Genomic DNA, 13,783 nt, shown 5'->3' with positions numbered 1-13,783 from the left:
GCAGCAGGCGACAGGGAGGCGTCGAAGGACCGGGTCGCGGGCGAACTCGGGAATGCCGGCAGCCGCGGTGCGAAGCCGCCCTCGCATTGCGCGTCCGGCCGTCGCCCCGGATCATTACCATGTCCGCATCGGAGCGACTCCCTTTGCACGGAACCCAACCGATGATTCGAGTGCTGATAGCTGACGATCATGCGATCGTTCGAGGTGGATTCAGACAGTTCGTCGCCGACGAGCCGGACATGTGCGTCGCCGCCGAGGCCGCCACCGGCGAGGAAGCGATCGGCCTCGTGCGCGAGCAGGCATTCGACGTCGTGCTGCTCGACATCGCGATGCCTGACAAGAACGGCATCGATACGTTGCGTGTGATCAAGCAGGTGCGTCCCGAGCAGGGCGTGCTGATCCTATCGGGCTATCCCGAGAGCCAGTACGCGATCAATCTGCTGCGCGCGGGCGCGAACGGCTATCTGAACAAGGACTGCGAGCCGGAAGAAATCGTGCGCGCGATCCGCTCGGTCGCGCGCGGGCATCGCTATCTGTCGGAGGCGGTCGCCGATACGCTTGCCGACAATCTCGACAAGCCTGCCGCCGGGCGTCCGCATGAAGCGCTGTCGGAGCGCGAATTCCAGATCTTCTGCAAGCTCGCGGCCGGCCGGTTGCCGACCGAGATTGCCGAAGAGCTGCATCTGTCGGTCAAAACGGTGAGCACGTATCGCGCGCGGGTGCTCGAGAAGATGCGTCTCGCGAACAACGCGGACCTCACGTATTACGCGATCAAGAATGGCCTGATCGAATGACGGACGATCGAGATATCCCGATGAACAGCGAACCGAACCCCGCTACCGAGTCAGCCAGCCGCGCGCCGTTGCGCGTGCTGCTGATCGAGGATTCGCCGCTGATCCGCCGCAGCCTCGTGGAGGCGATCGATGCGTCGGGCCTGCTGCGCGTGGCCGCTTATGCCGATTCCGCCGATCAGGCGATCGCGCTGCTCGGCGACGAAGCGTTCGACGCGGTGATCGTCGATTTGCAGCTGAAGCTGGGCTCGGGCGTGCCGGTGCTCGCGTATCTGCAGCGCGAGGGGCTGATCGATTCGATGTTCGCGGCGGTGTTGACCAATCACGCGTTGCCCGCGTACCGCGAGCGCTGCAAGCAGTATGGCGTGCGGCACTTTTACGACAAATCGTTCGAGTTCGATCGCGTGCTCGATGCACTGCATGAGTATGCGTTGGGGAGGAGTGGCGGGGTGTAACGACTCGACCGTAGTTGGCGTTTCTAGTCCTGTTTCCACACTCCGCGCGTCATCGCTTCTTCGAGCATCCCAAGGGTAAGCGAACGTCCGCCGAGCAATTCTCGCGCGCTGGCACTGAACGGGGACTTCAACGCGGCCACGACGATGTCGCGCTTGCGCATGTTGGCGGATGGAACGTGGTAAGCGACGTCGAAATCGCGCAGGTCCACGTGGAAGCGGTCAGCCCATGCCTGCATCACCTCGACGATTTTCGCCGGCTCCCAATCCAGATCGTGATACAGATCCATGTCACGGGTCAGCTTGTCGTCGAGAGGCAGCCCGGCGGGAGTGCGCATTTCGCGGATGAACCGAGCGAGATCGAGCCACGTCGTTCATTACAGACGATCCTCCGGCTGATATCAATGCCCAGCCCGCGCCGGCAACCGCAAATGATTCCACGCGCCGAGCCCGGCAAACGCGATCCCGGCGATAGTCACGCCGACCCACCCGAACACCGGCCACACGATCGCGCCGACACCCGAGCCCAGCGCCCCGCCGATGAAATACGCGACCATGTACACGGTATTCACGCGGCTGCGCGCATCGGGCTTCAAGGCGTAGATGCGCGACTGATTCGAAATCTGCGCGGCCTGCACGCCGATGTCGAGAATGATCACGCCGACCACGAGGCCCGCGATGCTCTTCGCCGACGCGCCGAAAATCACGAACGCGATCACGACCAGCACGAGCGATACGGTGATGATCGCGCGCGGTCCACGCCGGTCGGCGAACTTGCCGGCGAGCGGCGCGGCCAGCGCGCCGGCCGCGCCGACGATACCGAACAGCCCTGCCGCCTGCGGCCCGAGATGAAACGGCGCGCCCGCGAGCAGCAGCGCGAGCACCGACCAGAAAATGCTGAACGCGCCGAACAACGCCGCACCGGTCAGCGATGCCTCGCGCAGCGCGCGATGCTCGGTTACCAGGTGCCACATCGACACGAGCAGCTTGCCGTACGGCAACGTCGAGGTGGGCTGACTCTTCGGCAAACGCAAAACGATGACGACAGCGAGTGCGAGCAGCGCGACGACGGATGCGCCAAACACCGCGCGCCAGCCGAAGTATTCGGCGACGATGCCCGCCGCGGTCCGGGCGAGCAGGATGCCGAGCAGCAGGCCGCTCATCACGGCGCCGACCGCGTGGCCGCGCTCGGACGGCGGCGCGAGTTCGGCCGCAAACGGCACCGCCTGTTGCGCGATCGTCGCGAGCACGCCGATCGCGAGACTCGTGACGATCAGCACCGCGAGCGTCGGTGCCGACGCCGCAATGACGAGCGCGACGCACATGCCGGCGATCTGCAGCAGGATCAGCAGACGCCGGTCGAAGCGATCGCCGAGCGGCGCGAGCAACAGCATGCCGGCGGCGTAGCCGAGCTGCGTGACGGCCGGCACCGCGCCGACCCATGACGCGCTGCCCGGAAACGACTGGCGGAAGTTATCGAGCAGCGGCTGGTTGAAATAGATGTTTGCGACCGAGACACCGGCGATCGTCGCGAGCAGCAGCAACACGCCGCGCAACGACCGGGCGGAGGAAGCGGAAGTGGAAGCGTCGGAAGTGGACATGACAGGGGCGGATCGACGGACCGGCCCATGCGCGGTCCTCAAGCGTGCCGATCATACCGGAGCGGCGGGGTTCGTGCTGACGGCCGCGCGAGGCTCGCCCGCGCAGCCGGTATCAGGCGGTTGCGAAGTGTGTCCGGCGGTTCAGTCGATCAACGCGCCAGCGTCGTAGAACGGATACGGACCGTCGGCCGCGTCGACATACGCATGATGCGTGACGATGCCCGTCGCCGGATCGTAGTAATGGAGCGCATACGCGGGCGGCTCCATCACGAACGCCGACGGTCCGTCCTCGCGAAAATCGAGCGCCACCTGGTGCGCGGGCGCTGGAATCGCGCTCGCGATCGTGCCGCCGAAGCGCACGAACATCGACCGATGCACGTGCCCGCAGAGCACGCGCTCGACGTTGGGATGCTGAGCGATCAACGCCGCGAGCTTGTGCGACGCCGCCCGGTCGAGCCGGATCTCGTCCATATGCCCGATGCCGCACGCGAACGGCGGGTGATGCAGCGCGACCACGACCGGCTTGCCGCGCGCCGCATCGAGCTGCCGCTCGAGCCACGCGAGCTGCGTGTCGCACAGCATGCCGGCGCTCGAACCGGGCACCAGCGAATCGAGCGCGATCACGCGCAGCGGGCCGACGTCGAGCGCGTACTGCACGAACTCGCCGCCGCTCAGCAATTCCTCGCGCTCGGGAAACGCCGCGCGCAGCGCGTTGCGTTCGTCGTGATTGCCGACCATCAGGAAGTAGGGAATCGCGAGCGGCGCGAGCAGTGTTTTCAGGTGTGCGTACTGCTGCGGGTCGCCCTGATCGACGAGGTCGCCGGTGATCAGCACCGCGTCGGGGCGCGGGGTGAGCGCGTTGAGCGCGTCGACGCAGCGCGCGAGGTAGGGGGCGGTATCGACGCGGCGATACGCGAGTGCGCCGGGTTGCTTGATATGCAGGTCGCTAATTTGAGCCAGCAGCATGACAGAGGTCCTTCGGGTTGCTTCGTGTCGGGCGCCAGGATGCGGCGCTGTTTTTACCTACGATAGCGCAATCAGTGCGTCCGGCTCGATCGAGATGCCGACCGGCGTGCCGCGCGCAAGCTCGATGCGGCCCGCGACGTCGACGAAGAGCGGCTCGGGCGCGGCACCGCCAATCGTCAGCCGCGTGCGTTCGCCGAGGAACGCGGTGCTTTCGATCTGGCCGCGCAGCTGCGCGAGCGCGGGGTCGGTGAGCCGGGCATCCTCGGGGCGAAAGAAGATTTCGTGCGCGCCGCGTGCGTTCGACGCATGCGCGGGCAACGGCACGGCGCCGCCGCTCGTCGCGAGCATGCCGTCGCGCGGCTCGCCCGCGACACGGTTGATCGTGCCGACGAACTGCGCGACCGTGCGATTGGCCGGACGATAGTAGATGTCGCGCGGCGAACCGATCTGCTCGATGCGTCCCGCGCTCATCACGACGATGCGATCGCCGAGCTCCATCGCTTCGGCCTGATCGTGCGTCACGTAGACAGTCGTGATGCCGAGTTCGCGCAACAGCGCGTTCATCTCGCTGCGCAATGCGTCGCGCAGACGCGCGTCGAGCGCGGTCAGCGGTTCGTCGAGCAGCAGCACGCGCGGCTGCACCGCGAGTGCGCGCGCGAGCGCCACACGTTGACGCTGGCCGCCCGACAGTTGATCGATCGGTTTGTCGGCGTGCGCGTTGAGCCGCATCATGCCGAGCAGTTCGTCGACGCGTTGTCGCGCGACTGCGGCCGGCACGCGTTTGATCTTCAGACCGTAGCCGATGTTGCCGCGCACGGTCAGGTTCGGAAACAGCGCGTAGCTCTGGAACACCATGCCGACCGCGCGTTTTTCGATCGGCAGCGTGGTCACGTCGTCGTCGCCGAATGCGATGCGGCCGCCCGCGTCAGGTGTTTCGAGGCCCGCGATCAGGCGCAGCGTCGTCGTCTTGCCGCAGCCCGACGGTCCGAGCAGCACGAGGGTTTCGCCCGCGCCGATCGTCAGGTCGAGCGGTTCGAGCACGCGCGTGCCGCGAAACGTTTTGGCGCACTGCGTGAGCGTGATGGGAACCGAGGTCAGTTTCATGGCGTGTCGATGGGCTTCGCGGAAGAGGCGGCGCCGCGCTTTTTCGACGCGCTGCGCTGGCCGGTCGCATCGACGCCGAGCCATTGCATCGCGACGAGCAGCGGCATCGTCATGATGAAGAACAGGATCGTGTACGCGCTGCCGATCTCGATGCGCATCGACGCGTAGGTGTCGGCGAGGCCGACCGGCAGCGTCTTCGTGTCGGGCGTGTGCAGCATCCACGTGAGGTTGAATTCGCCGATCGACAGCGTGAGCACCGCGAGCGCGCCCGCGACGATGCCCGGCCGCGCGTTCGGCAGCACGATCGTGACGAAGCGCGTGAAGAAGCTCGCGCCGAGGCTCGCCGCGCCTTCTTCGAGCGTACGCAGATCGCTGCTCGCGCAGACCGCCGCGACCGCGCGCACCATGAACGGCAGCGTGAACACCACATGCCCGACGACGATGAACGCCGCGCTCATCCGAAACGCCGTGAAGCCGCCGTAGATCACCAGCAGCGCGAGTGCCGATGCGAGGCCGGGCAGCGCGATCGGCAGCACCAGAAACTCTTCGACGATGCGTGCGAAGCGCGTCTTGCTGCGCGCGAGCACATAGCCCGCGGGCACGCCGGTCAGCAGCGTGACGACGAGCGTCGCCGCGGCCACTTCGAGCGATAGCCACACCGAGTCGTGATACTGGGTCCACACTTCGACGAGCCAACGCAGCGTGAGTCCGCTCGACACGCCCTTGAAGTAGTTGACCGTCAGCCCGGCGACGATCGACATGACGACCGGCACGATCAGGAACGCGCACAGCAGCAGTGTGACGAACCATTGACCCGCGGCGAGCCATGTTCGCGTGGAAGGCCACGCGCGTCGCGCGCGCGGTCCCGCTGCCGGTTGCGACGGAGATGAGGGCGAAGGGGCCGTGACTGAGTTCATGGATAGATTGTCGTTGTGTGCGCTCATGCTGGCTTCAAGCGACGCGCCGTTCACGCGCTCGCCGCCACGCCCGAACCGCTCGCGCTGCGCGCGATCGCCAGCACCGCCCACGTGACGATGCCCAGCACGATCGACAGGCCCGCGGCCGTCACCATGTTCGCGTTCAGCGTGAACTCGGTATAGATGGTCATCGGCAGCACGTCGATGTCGGTGGCGAGCGTGAACGCCGTGCCGAACGCGCCCATCGCGGTCGCGAAGCACACGGCGCCCGCCGCGATCAGTCCGGGCGACAGCGCCGGCAACACAATGTCGCGCATGATGCGCCACGGCGATGCGCCGAGCGAGCGCGCGGCCTCTTCGAGCGATGCATCGAGCTTGGTCGCCGAAGCCATCACGGTGACGATCACGCGCGGAATCGAGAAGTACAGATAGCCCAGAAACAAGCCGCTCATCGAATACGCGAACACCCAGCGATCACCCGCGAGTTTCAGCGACAGCGCGCCGATCAACCCTTGACGTCCCGCCAGCATGATGACCATGAAGCCCACGACGACACCCGGAAACGCGAGCGGAAACGTCAGTAGCGCGAGCAGTGGGCGCTTGCCGGCGAACTCTCGACGCGCGAGCAGCAGCCCAGCGATCACCGACAGCACCAGCGTGGCCGCCGTGACCCCCGCCGACAGCACGACGGTCGCGCCAAGGCTCGACATGTAACGCGCATTCGTCAGCATTGCGCGATAGGTCGCGAACGCATGGCCGCCGCCGGAGAGCTGCGCGAGCGCGACCATCGGCAGCAGCCAGAACGCGATGAAGACCGCGAGCGCGGGCGCGAGCAACGCGATGCGCCAGCGCAGCGGGAACGTGACTTCGTTCAATGCATCACCTGTAGATAGCGCTCGCCGAAGCTCGACTGCTTGTCGGCCATCTTCGCGAAGTCGACCGGCTTCGCGCGCGCGTATTCGCTCGCGGGCAGGAACTGCGCAGCCGTCTCGGCGCTCATCGCGCTCGCGCGCACCGGCCGCAGATACGCCTGCGCCCACAGCTTCTGGCCTTCGTCGGACAGTACGAAATCGAGCACCTTCTTGCCGTTCGCTTCGTGCGGCGCGCCTTTCACGAGGCTCATCACGTACGGCACCGAGATCGTGCCTTCCTTCGGAATCACGAACTCGACGTTCGCGTGATCCTTGTACTTCGCGCGGTACGCGTCGAAGTCGTAGTCGAGCAGGATCGGAATTTCGCCGGACAGCACGCGCGCGTACGCGGTTTGCTTCGGCACGATCGGCGCGTTCGCCTTGAGCTTTCTGAACCAGTCGAGACCCGGCTCGAAGTTATCGAGCGTGCCGCCGAGCGCCTGGTTCACCGCGACCGCGCCCGCATAGCCGACGAACGCGCTCGACGGATCGAGATAACCGATCATGCCTTTGTATTCGGGCTTCAGCAGATCGGCCCACGAGCGCGGCACCGGCTTGCCTTCGAGCGCGTCCTTGTTGACGAAGAAGCCGAGCGTGCCCGAGTGGATCGTGAACCAGTAGCCTTGCGGGTCTTTCAGGCCGGCGGGAATGTCGTCCCAGTGCGCGGGCTTGTACGGCTGGATCACGCCCTTGTCCTTGGCCTGGAACGCCGACGATACGCCGAGATACACGACGTCGGCGACCGGGCTTTTCTGCTCGGCCATCAGCTGCGCGATCGATTGTCCCGAGTTCTTGTTGTCGAACGGCACGCGAATGCCGGTCTTTTGCTGGATCGCCTTGATCTGGCTCGCCCAGTCGGCCCATTCGGGCGGGCAGTTGTAGCAGATCGCGGTTTCGTCGGCGCGCGCGGCTTGCGGCGCGAGCGCGACGAGCGCCGCGCCGGCGACGAGCAGGCTCGCCGGCAGTGCGGTCGCGGCGGCGCGCGCGAGTTTCTGCCACAGCGGTATGAGCGAGGATGCGAAGCGTGAGGTTGAGCGGGGCACTGCGGGTCTCCCTGTGTCGGATGGGTTGCGCGGGTTGGGGATAACAGCCAGGGCGCGCGTATGCGCGTGCCTTCATTGGGCTTCTTATGCGAGCGGCTTTTCGGTGGCGGCCGCAGCGCTCGGGACGTGGGTGGGCGACGCTCCGTCGAGATTCGCGTGCGAGCCGAGCGCCGCGATCGTCGCGCCTTCGCGCAAGCTGTGCGGCAGCGTCAACGCGCGCGAGGTTGCGCAGAACGCGCGCTCGTCGCGCGCGCCGCCGATGCGTGCGAGCAAGCGCTGCCACGCCGCACAGCCGATTTCGCGATTCGGCGCGCAGATGCTCGCGAGCGCCGGCGACAGCAGTTCGCCCATTGCGAGGCCGTCGAAGCCGAGAATCGACATGTCCTGCGGAATCCTCAGACGCGCGCGGCGCAGGCCGCGCATCACGACCATCGCGAGCAGATCGTTGCTGCAGAAGAGGGCGGTCGGACGGTTTGCGCCGTGCGTCAGATGCGCGAGCACGGACGGCGCGAGTTCGTCGGCGTTGAAATCGACTTCGAGCGCGGGCGCGGCCGTGAGGCCGGCCTGCTGCATCGCCTGCGTGTAGCCGAGATGACGCTGACGCGCGCGATCCGAGGCCGCGAACGAGCCGGCCAGCATCAGGATGTGGCGATGGCCGTGCGCGATGAGCCGGCGCACGCCGTCGTAGGCGGCGAGGCGATTGTCGACCGACACCGACGGGCGGCGCACCGTGTCGTTGTGCATCAGCACGTATAGCAGGCCGTCGCGGTCGAGTTCGTCGAGCAGCGGATGGGTGTCGGCATCGGCGACGGTCAGGATCAGTCCTTCGACGCGATGCTCGCGCAGCGTTTCGATTGCGTGACGTTCACGGTCCACGTCGTACTGCGTGGTCATCAGCATCAGCCGATAGCCTTGCGCTGACGCGAGATCGTCGATGCCTTGCAGGCATTCGGCGAACACCGGGTTCGCTAGCGTCGGCAGGACGACACCCACGAGGCGCGTGCGCTCGCCGCGCAATTGCCGGCCGAGCGGGCTCGGGCGGAAGTTCAGCGCGTCGATCGACTGACGTACCTTGTCGAGCGTGACGGGGTTCACGGTGTGCGGCGCGTTGATCGCGCGCGATACCGTGGCGATGGAAAAGCCCGCGTGGGCGGCGACATCCTTGATCGTCGGCGTCATCGGTTTTCGGCCCGCTGTAATCGTTTTCGTGAGCGGATTATCGGCAACGTTTGTGACTTGGGGATGAATGCGGGTGTCGGGCGCTTTTTTGGGGCTGCCGGGAGGCGATGGTAGAATTCGCGACCACGCGCGATTGCCACCTCTGCCGGGGTGATGAAATTGGTAAACATAGCGGACTTAAAATCCGCCGCCTTCGGGCTTGCCGGTTCAAGTCCGGTCCCCGGCACCAAATACTCGCCAACGGATTTCAACGGTTCACCACGAAGCCCCGACAGCTAGCGCTGAGCGGGGCTTTTGTTTGCTGTAGTCTCCAAGGGTTCACCAGCGATTACAACCCAGGGGGTCGTTTCGGGGGTTGCCACGATTCAAGCGCCCGTCGGATTTCAAGCGCCCGTCGGATGGAAAACGACCCCCGCAGCGGCGCGACAACCGAAGACGCAGACATGGCGCTGACCGATGCCACGATCCGTAACACGAAGCCGGGTGAAAAACAGCAGAAGCTGTACGACGGTGGCGGCCTGCTGCTGCTTGTCACGCCAACGGGCAGCAAGCGATGGATTTTCAAGTACCGTTTTGCCGGAAAGGAAAAGAGCCCCGCACTTGGCGTCTATCCAGACGTGCCGCTTGCCGATGCCCGCAAGCGTCGGGACGACGCCCGCGAAAAACTGGCAGCAAACATTGATCCGGGGGAAGCCAAAAAGGCCGGGAAACGCGCCGCCCGCCTTGCTGCTGCCAATTCATTCGAAGCCGTTGCGCTCGCCTGGATGGAAGAGCGCGGTCAGTCCGTTGAAAGCGGGCAGTGTGAAAAAACGCTTGCGCGTTTCAGGAATGACGCGTTTTCCTAGCTTGGCAAGCGACCCATCGCGGAAATTGACGCACCCGAGATTCTGGCAGTCCTTAAACGCGTGGATAGCCGGGGCGCCCGCTTTACGGCTCACCGTCTGCGCAGCGAAGCAAGCCCTGTGTTCCGTTTCGCGATCAAGGAGGGCTATTGCAAAACCGATCCGGCACGCGATCTGGTTGGCGCAATACCGCCTGCACAGACAACGCATTTCGCCTCGATCACCGAGCCCGCCAAGGTCTCGGAGATGTTGCGGGCCTTCGATGCCTTTTCCGGCACGTTCCCGGTTTTGTGCGCGCTCAGGCTCGCGCCCATGCTGTTTGTGCGTCCCGGCGAACTGAGACAGGCTGAATGGGCGCAGATCGATCTGGACAAGGGGGAATGGCGCTACCGCGTCACGAAAACCAACACGGATCATCTTGTGCCACTGGCGGCACAGGCCGTCGCGATCCTGCGCGAACTGCGGGCGCTGACGGGTAGCGGCCGCTACGTGTTCCCAGGCGCGCGCGACGCGCACGCCGTACCGGATAACCTTGGTTCGGCGTACAACCGCACAAAATTCATTCGCGAGCGCCGCGAGATGATGCAGGAGTGGGCCGATTACCGTGACCCCGGATCAAGGCCGGGGCCGAAGTCATTCCGATCAAAGGCGGGACGGTCGCCTGACTACCTCAGCGGGACAATCTTTTGGAACAGCGCCGCCCGACGATGGAAGCGTGGGCGGCGCATGTCTTTGCTCACTGAGACCTACGTGACATTAAACAGAAAGTCCCGCCGGAGCGGGACCACTTGTACTCACCGGCTTCGCGAACTACCGGTTAATAGTCGTCGCTGTTATCCTCAAACACCGGAAAATTAAGGTCGAGGGTAATCAGGTAGCGCTCGTCGTTTGGTCGGTCGTCTGTCCGAAAGCACCGGATATTGAGTGAAACCTGATATTTGTTGCCGGCCTGCCATCGTGTCGTGGGTGCGTCGCACGCCCGAATTGTATTGCGTGTCGCCTGAGTGTCTTCGATGGGGCGATTGGTCGAAGAGTGAAAAGGTTTCCACCCGCCCCGCCTGAATTGGTTCTGTAGGTCCGTGAGGATCGCCATTGATTCGTCAAGCGGTAATGTTTCGACTTGCGGCGAGAGTACAAGTGATTCGACCTTGCCTTGCTGGTCGTACTGAACCATGAAAAACTTCGCGGCCGGCGTTACGAAATCATAGTGTGGATCAACAAATCGGAGTTTTGCAGGACGTATCAGCACCCCAGCCCAGCTTGTATTGGGTTCAATCGGCGGTAACGTCGAGTGCGATTGCTTACGCACCTGTTCATAGGGTTCCCCTAGCGTCAGCACGACCTCATCAACAGGATTTGCCATTGCGAGCAGTCCCCATAAGGCAGCGCAGCCAACTACGGTGCAAACGAGATATCCAGGCCACCTGATTTTTCGACTCAGCATGTTTACCTTGCATGCGCGATGAGATAAAGGGAATTTTCTACGTCATATTTCTTAAGCGGATCGTGTAGCAGTTGGTCGAAACGCTGTGCGGCTCGCAAAACAAATGCCATGCGCTGCTGTGGATCGGCAAGATTTGCGAGAGGCTCCTTGCTGAATCTTTCGTTCTTGGCGTTGGCCCCCGTCACCGTACACTGATTCGCAAAGGCAAGCTGGATTTCCCGCGCCGATCCAGTCGGAATATGCAATGCCCATGCGAACTGGTTGGCGCGCATCAGCAACGCGAATGTTGGATCGTTGTACATGGCCGGTTGCAAGATGTTGATTTGCTCGTGTATTGCCAAGTCTTTGACACCATCTGCAATGCGGCCACTATCAATTGCGGAGAAGGCGCTCAAAATCTGAGGCCTTTCCTCCGCGAACGGAACACTGTTCTCAATCGGCCACAGGACGGAACCGCGCAAGAGTTTGCGTTCGGGTAAGCATCGCTTTAATCGCGCAAGCCCAAACTTCTTGTAGAACATATGCAGCGGCCAAACGTCGAGAAACAGCGACGTGTTGCCCTTTGCCAGCATCTGATAGACCTTGGTACCGCTTTCGGCGGTCGCAGCGCTCACCGCCGACTGTGCCCCGTAGGCCGTCATCCATGCAGCCGGGCCAACACTCGCTACCTTGCGCAAATTGGCAACGCTGTCCGAAGCCGATTTGCCGATCATCTCGGCGGCATTTAGCAGCCCGCATCCTACCTGCTTCGACGCGAACGCCGCGAGTCCGGCCCACTGGAAACGTCGGTCATCCCACCAGAGTTGCGCATACGCCGCATTGATGCTGCGGTTACGCGCAACCGGATCGTCAACGGATACGATGGCCTCGGCCTTCTTCTGATAGAAGCGCCAGCAGTCGATACAGTCCTGCTTGTCATCTTCCGTTCGCTTTTTTGCGGCGGCCTCTTCCTCTTTCCAGTTCGGGTAACAGACCGGACACCTTGGGTTATCGCACTTTTGCATCTTCGTTATTCGCGTTGGTGTTGTCCTGATGCCGCGTCAGGCCGATGCCATATTTCGGCACGCAGTTCTGGGTGAGGGCATGCCGATTCTCTCGGCTCTCCGGTTCGTGAGCGAATCATAAAATGGCCCCACCTTCGACGGGTGAGCGCTGCGGATCACCCTGCGCCAAGCTAGCGCAAACAGGAGGGGCATTCAATAGGACAGGTTCGATATTTTGTTTAACGATTGTCAAAACAATGGTGACGGTGACCATCGGGTTTAGTGAGTCGTGAGCGGCGGCGCGATAACAAAGAGCCAGCGGTCGCTGTCGCCGTTGTCGGGGGGAGTGACAACCGCTTTCATATGTACAGGATGACCAACCATCAGGTCGCCAAAGCCCTGTACGACGAAGTAAAGAACGGCAACCTGCTGTTTGTGCCCGAGCGGGACGACATGCGCAAGTGTGTGGAGGCGATACGCAAGCAGCGGGAAAAAGGTTCGGGTCCAGCGCCTGCCCGCACACAACAACCGGCCGAGGCGGACATGGCAAGCTCGCTCCATGGCAACAGTCCGCGCGTGCCGCAGAATCTCGGCAATGCAAAGCCGTTGGAGTACGCACCGGACGCGCTGAGCGGCGATGTGCAGCAGATCGCGGCGCGCGGAGTCAGCGCGGCCGAGGAAACTGAGTGCGACGCGATATATCATGCGGAAATGACAGCGTGTTCTGCTGCTGGCGCAATATTCCAAGACCCGCGCACTTATGCGCTGTGCGCGCAACGGGCATTCGCGAATTACCAGACCTGTAGAGGTTATTGATGAGTCAACGACAAACCGCGTTTATCAGTTTTTTCGACGAACACACGGGACAGGTGAAATTCTGCGTTGTGCCGCGACAGTTCGTTCAAACCGCGATTGATCGCGTCATGGCAATCAGCGTGCCGCCGGATGCCGCTGGCCACTCCGACGCTCCATTTACAGACGAGGACGCGCGGAAGCTGGGGGGCTTGGCGGTCCTGAGCCTTGCCGCTTCGAATCCTGACTTGAGGTCTCGCTTGCAGATCACGACTGAAGCCCCGATGGTCTGGACACCAGCGAAGCCGTCTGGCGAATAGTGCAATTCACACCCCGTAACCACTGCCGATGATACTAAGCATGGTCGCCCCACAATCGTTCGTCATCTCATACAACGACGAACTTCGGCAATTCGAAATGTGCTCGCTCAAAGACTCAGATCTTGCGGAACTGCGCGAGAATGCCGTGGTAGCGCCTTGGCGGCTTGACGCCATTCCAGGTGATGAACTGACAGAGAATGTCGCCAACTGCCTCGGGGCCTGTGCGCTTGGCATCCTCTCGATATATCACCCCGAAGTGAAGCAGCGTTTGCGCGTGAGGCCGGATCAGTTCGCTCTGCCGTAAGCCGTACCGCCTCAGCGGAGTCGGATTTCTTGTAGTCGCTCGACGTCAAGCATGCAGGGTGATTGATGCGATGAAGCGAGCGAATCAATTGCGCGGTGACGACAACGCCATCTTGCACGACGAGGGAGGCGTTG

Annotated in this window: 15 protein-coding genes, 1 tRNA gene and 1 pseudogene; 6 read left to right on the top strand and 11 right to left on the bottom strand. The window is 63.4% G+C overall.

Annotation, left to right across the window (positions count from 1 at the left end):
* Window positions 1-161: 161 nt before the first annotated feature.
* Together OKW27_RS22580 and OKW27_RS22575 are read left to right on the top strand one after the other, a co-directional pair.
* The gene (locus OKW27_RS22580; protein WP_429334922.1) at window positions 162-794 is read left to right on the top strand and encodes a response regulator; all 633 of its coding nucleotides are present in this window, start codon (window positions 162-164) and stop codon (window positions 792-794) included.
* A 20-nt stretch (window positions 795-814) separates the two neighbouring features.
* Window positions 815-1,246, top strand: a complete 432-nt coding sequence (locus OKW27_RS22575) for a response regulator (RefSeq protein WP_429334921.1) — start codon at window positions 815-817, stop codon at window positions 1,244-1,246.
* A gap of 23 nt (window positions 1,247-1,269) precedes the next feature.
* Here the strand turns inward: OKW27_RS22575 and OKW27_RS22570 are convergent, their stop codons facing one another.
* The 8 genes from OKW27_RS22570 to OKW27_RS22535 form a co-directional block, all read right to left on the bottom strand.
* Complete coding sequence (locus OKW27_RS22570; protein WP_429334920.1) at window positions 1,270-1,581, bottom strand: DUF1493 family protein; 312 nt, start codon at window positions 1,579-1,581, stop codon at window positions 1,270-1,272.
* A 63-nt stretch (window positions 1,582-1,644) separates the two neighbouring features.
* The gene (locus tag OKW27_RS22565) at window positions 1,645-2,844 is read right to left on the bottom strand and encodes an MFS transporter (protein WP_429334919.1); all 1,200 of its coding nucleotides are present in this window, start codon (window positions 2,842-2,844) and stop codon (window positions 1,645-1,647) included.
* Between the two features lie 141 nt (window positions 2,845-2,985).
* Window positions 2,986-3,810, bottom strand: coding sequence for a phosphodiesterase (locus OKW27_RS22560; protein WP_429334918.1), 825 nt, complete (start codon window positions 3,808-3,810; stop codon window positions 2,986-2,988).
* 57 nt (window positions 3,811-3,867) lie between these two features.
* Entirely contained in the window at window positions 3,868-4,914 is a 1,047-nt protein-coding gene (locus OKW27_RS22555; RefSeq protein ID WP_184048017.1) for an ABC transporter ATP-binding protein, read from the bottom strand.
* Entirely contained in the window at window positions 4,911-5,831 is a 921-nt protein-coding gene (locus tag OKW27_RS22550) for an ABC transporter permease (protein ID WP_429334917.1), read from the bottom strand. The genes OKW27_RS22555 and OKW27_RS22550 overlap by 4 nt, the downstream gene beginning before the upstream one ends.
* Window positions 5,832-5,881: 50 nt before the next feature.
* Window positions 5,882-6,706 (bottom strand): ABC transporter permease, encoded by an 825-nt coding sequence (locus tag OKW27_RS22545; protein WP_429334916.1) that lies wholly within the window; start codon window positions 6,704-6,706, stop codon window positions 5,882-5,884.
* Window positions 6,703-7,785: an ABC transporter substrate-binding protein gene (locus OKW27_RS22540; protein WP_090800906.1), complete on the bottom strand. Its 1,083-nt coding sequence runs from the start codon at window positions 7,783-7,785 to the stop codon at window positions 6,703-6,705. Before OKW27_RS22540 ends, OKW27_RS22545 begins: the two co-directional genes overlap by 4 nt.
* A gap of 84 nt (window positions 7,786-7,869) precedes the next feature.
* Complete coding sequence (locus OKW27_RS22535) at window positions 7,870-8,964, bottom strand: LacI family DNA-binding transcriptional regulator (protein ID WP_429334915.1); 1,095 nt, start codon at window positions 8,962-8,964, stop codon at window positions 7,870-7,872.
* 144 nt (window positions 8,965-9,108) lie between these two features.
* Here OKW27_RS22535 and OKW27_RS22530 point away from each other — a divergent pair.
* A tRNA-Leu gene (locus OKW27_RS22530) sits at window positions 9,109-9,193 on the top strand.
* A 214-nt stretch (window positions 9,194-9,407) separates the two neighbouring features.
* Window positions 9,408-10,471: pseudogene (locus OKW27_RS22525) on the top strand (tyrosine-type recombinase/integrase).
* Window positions 10,472-10,623: 152 nt separating this feature from the next.
* Here the strand turns inward: OKW27_RS22525 and OKW27_RS22520 are convergent.
* Window positions 10,624-11,169 carry a flagellar biosynthesis sigma factor gene (locus OKW27_RS22520; RefSeq protein WP_260330286.1) on the bottom strand — a complete coding sequence of 182 codons (546 nt, stop codon included), beginning with the start codon at window positions 11,167-11,169 and terminating at the stop codon, window positions 10,624-10,626.
* A gap of 83 nt (window positions 11,170-11,252) precedes the next feature.
* Entirely contained in the window at window positions 11,253-12,254 is a 1,002-nt protein-coding gene (locus OKW27_RS22515; protein WP_429334914.1) for a DUF2515 family protein, read from the bottom strand.
* Window positions 12,255-12,605: 351 nt separating this feature from the next.
* On the opposite strand from OKW27_RS22515, the gene OKW27_RS22510 reads away from it, so the two are divergent.
* The gene (locus tag OKW27_RS22510; RefSeq protein WP_429334913.1) at window positions 12,606-13,049 is read left to right on the top strand and encodes a hypothetical protein; all 444 of its coding nucleotides are present in this window, start codon (window positions 12,606-12,608) and stop codon (window positions 13,047-13,049) included.
* Here the strand turns inward: OKW27_RS22510 and OKW27_RS22505 are convergent.
* A complete protein-coding gene (locus tag OKW27_RS22505; RefSeq protein WP_429334912.1) occupies window positions 13,043-13,192 on the bottom strand; it encodes a hypothetical protein in 150 nt (49 codons plus the stop codon). The two genes, OKW27_RS22510 and OKW27_RS22505, sit on opposite strands and share 7 nt — an antisense overlap.
* Window positions 13,193-13,385: 193 nt before the next feature.
* Between OKW27_RS22505 and OKW27_RS22500 the strand changes: the two genes are divergently transcribed.
* The gene (locus OKW27_RS22500) at window positions 13,386-13,649 is read left to right on the top strand and encodes a hypothetical protein (protein ID WP_429334911.1); all 264 of its coding nucleotides are present in this window, start codon (window positions 13,386-13,388) and stop codon (window positions 13,647-13,649) included.
* The last annotated feature ends 134 nt before the right edge of the window (window positions 13,650-13,783 follow it).

The sequence above is a fragment of the Paraburkholderia sp. 35.1 genome (assembly GCF_050436525.1).
GTDB classification, from domain to species: Bacteria; Pseudomonadota; Gammaproteobacteria; order Burkholderiales; family Burkholderiaceae; genus Paraburkholderia; species Paraburkholderia tuberum.
The sequence above is the reverse complement of the archived record's forward strand: the minus strand, read 5'-3'. Positions and strand labels throughout refer to the sequence as shown.

What these genes read in the sequence shown, in the direction of transcription:
- OKW27_RS22555 (WP_184048017.1), bottom strand. Translation starts at nt 4,914, where the DNA reads ATGAAACTGACCTCGGTTCCCATCACGCTCACGCAGTGCGCCAAAACG.
- OKW27_RS22500 (WP_429334911.1), top strand. Translation starts at nt 13,386, where the DNA reads ATGGTCGCCCCACAATCGTTCGTCATCTCATACAACGACGAACTTCGG.
- OKW27_RS22570 (WP_429334920.1), bottom strand. Translation starts at nt 1,581, where the DNA reads ATGCGCACTCCCGCCGGGCTGCCTCTCGACGACAAGCTGACCCGTGAC.
- OKW27_RS22560 (WP_429334918.1), bottom strand. Translation starts at nt 3,810, where the DNA reads ATGCTGCTGGCTCAAATTAGCGACCTGCATATCAAGCAACCCGGCGCA.
- OKW27_RS22565 (WP_429334919.1), bottom strand. Translation starts at nt 2,844, where the DNA reads ATGTCCACTTCCGACGCTTCCACTTCCGCTTCCTCCGCCCGGTCGTTG.
- OKW27_RS22520 (WP_260330286.1), bottom strand. Translation starts at nt 11,169, where the DNA reads ATGGCAAATCCTGTTGATGAGGTCGTGCTGACGCTAGGGGAACCCTAT.
- OKW27_RS22535 (WP_429334915.1), bottom strand. Translation starts at nt 8,964, where the DNA reads ATGACGCCGACGATCAAGGATGTCGCCGCCCACGCGGGCTTTTCCATC.
- OKW27_RS22580 (WP_429334922.1), top strand. Translation starts at nt 162, where the DNA reads ATGATTCGAGTGCTGATAGCTGACGATCATGCGATCGTTCGAGGTGGA.
- OKW27_RS22515 (WP_429334914.1), bottom strand. Translation starts at nt 12,254, where the DNA reads ATGCAAAAGTGCGATAACCCAAGGTGTCCGGTCTGTTACCCGAACTGG.
- OKW27_RS22550 (WP_429334917.1), bottom strand. Translation starts at nt 5,831, where the DNA reads ATGAACTCAGTCACGGCCCCTTCGCCCTCATCTCCGTCGCAACCGGCA.
- OKW27_RS22575 (WP_429334921.1), top strand. Translation starts at nt 815, where the DNA reads ATGAACAGCGAACCGAACCCCGCTACCGAGTCAGCCAGCCGCGCGCCG.
- OKW27_RS22510 (WP_429334913.1), top strand. Translation starts at nt 12,606, where the DNA reads ATGACCAACCATCAGGTCGCCAAAGCCCTGTACGACGAAGTAAAGAAC.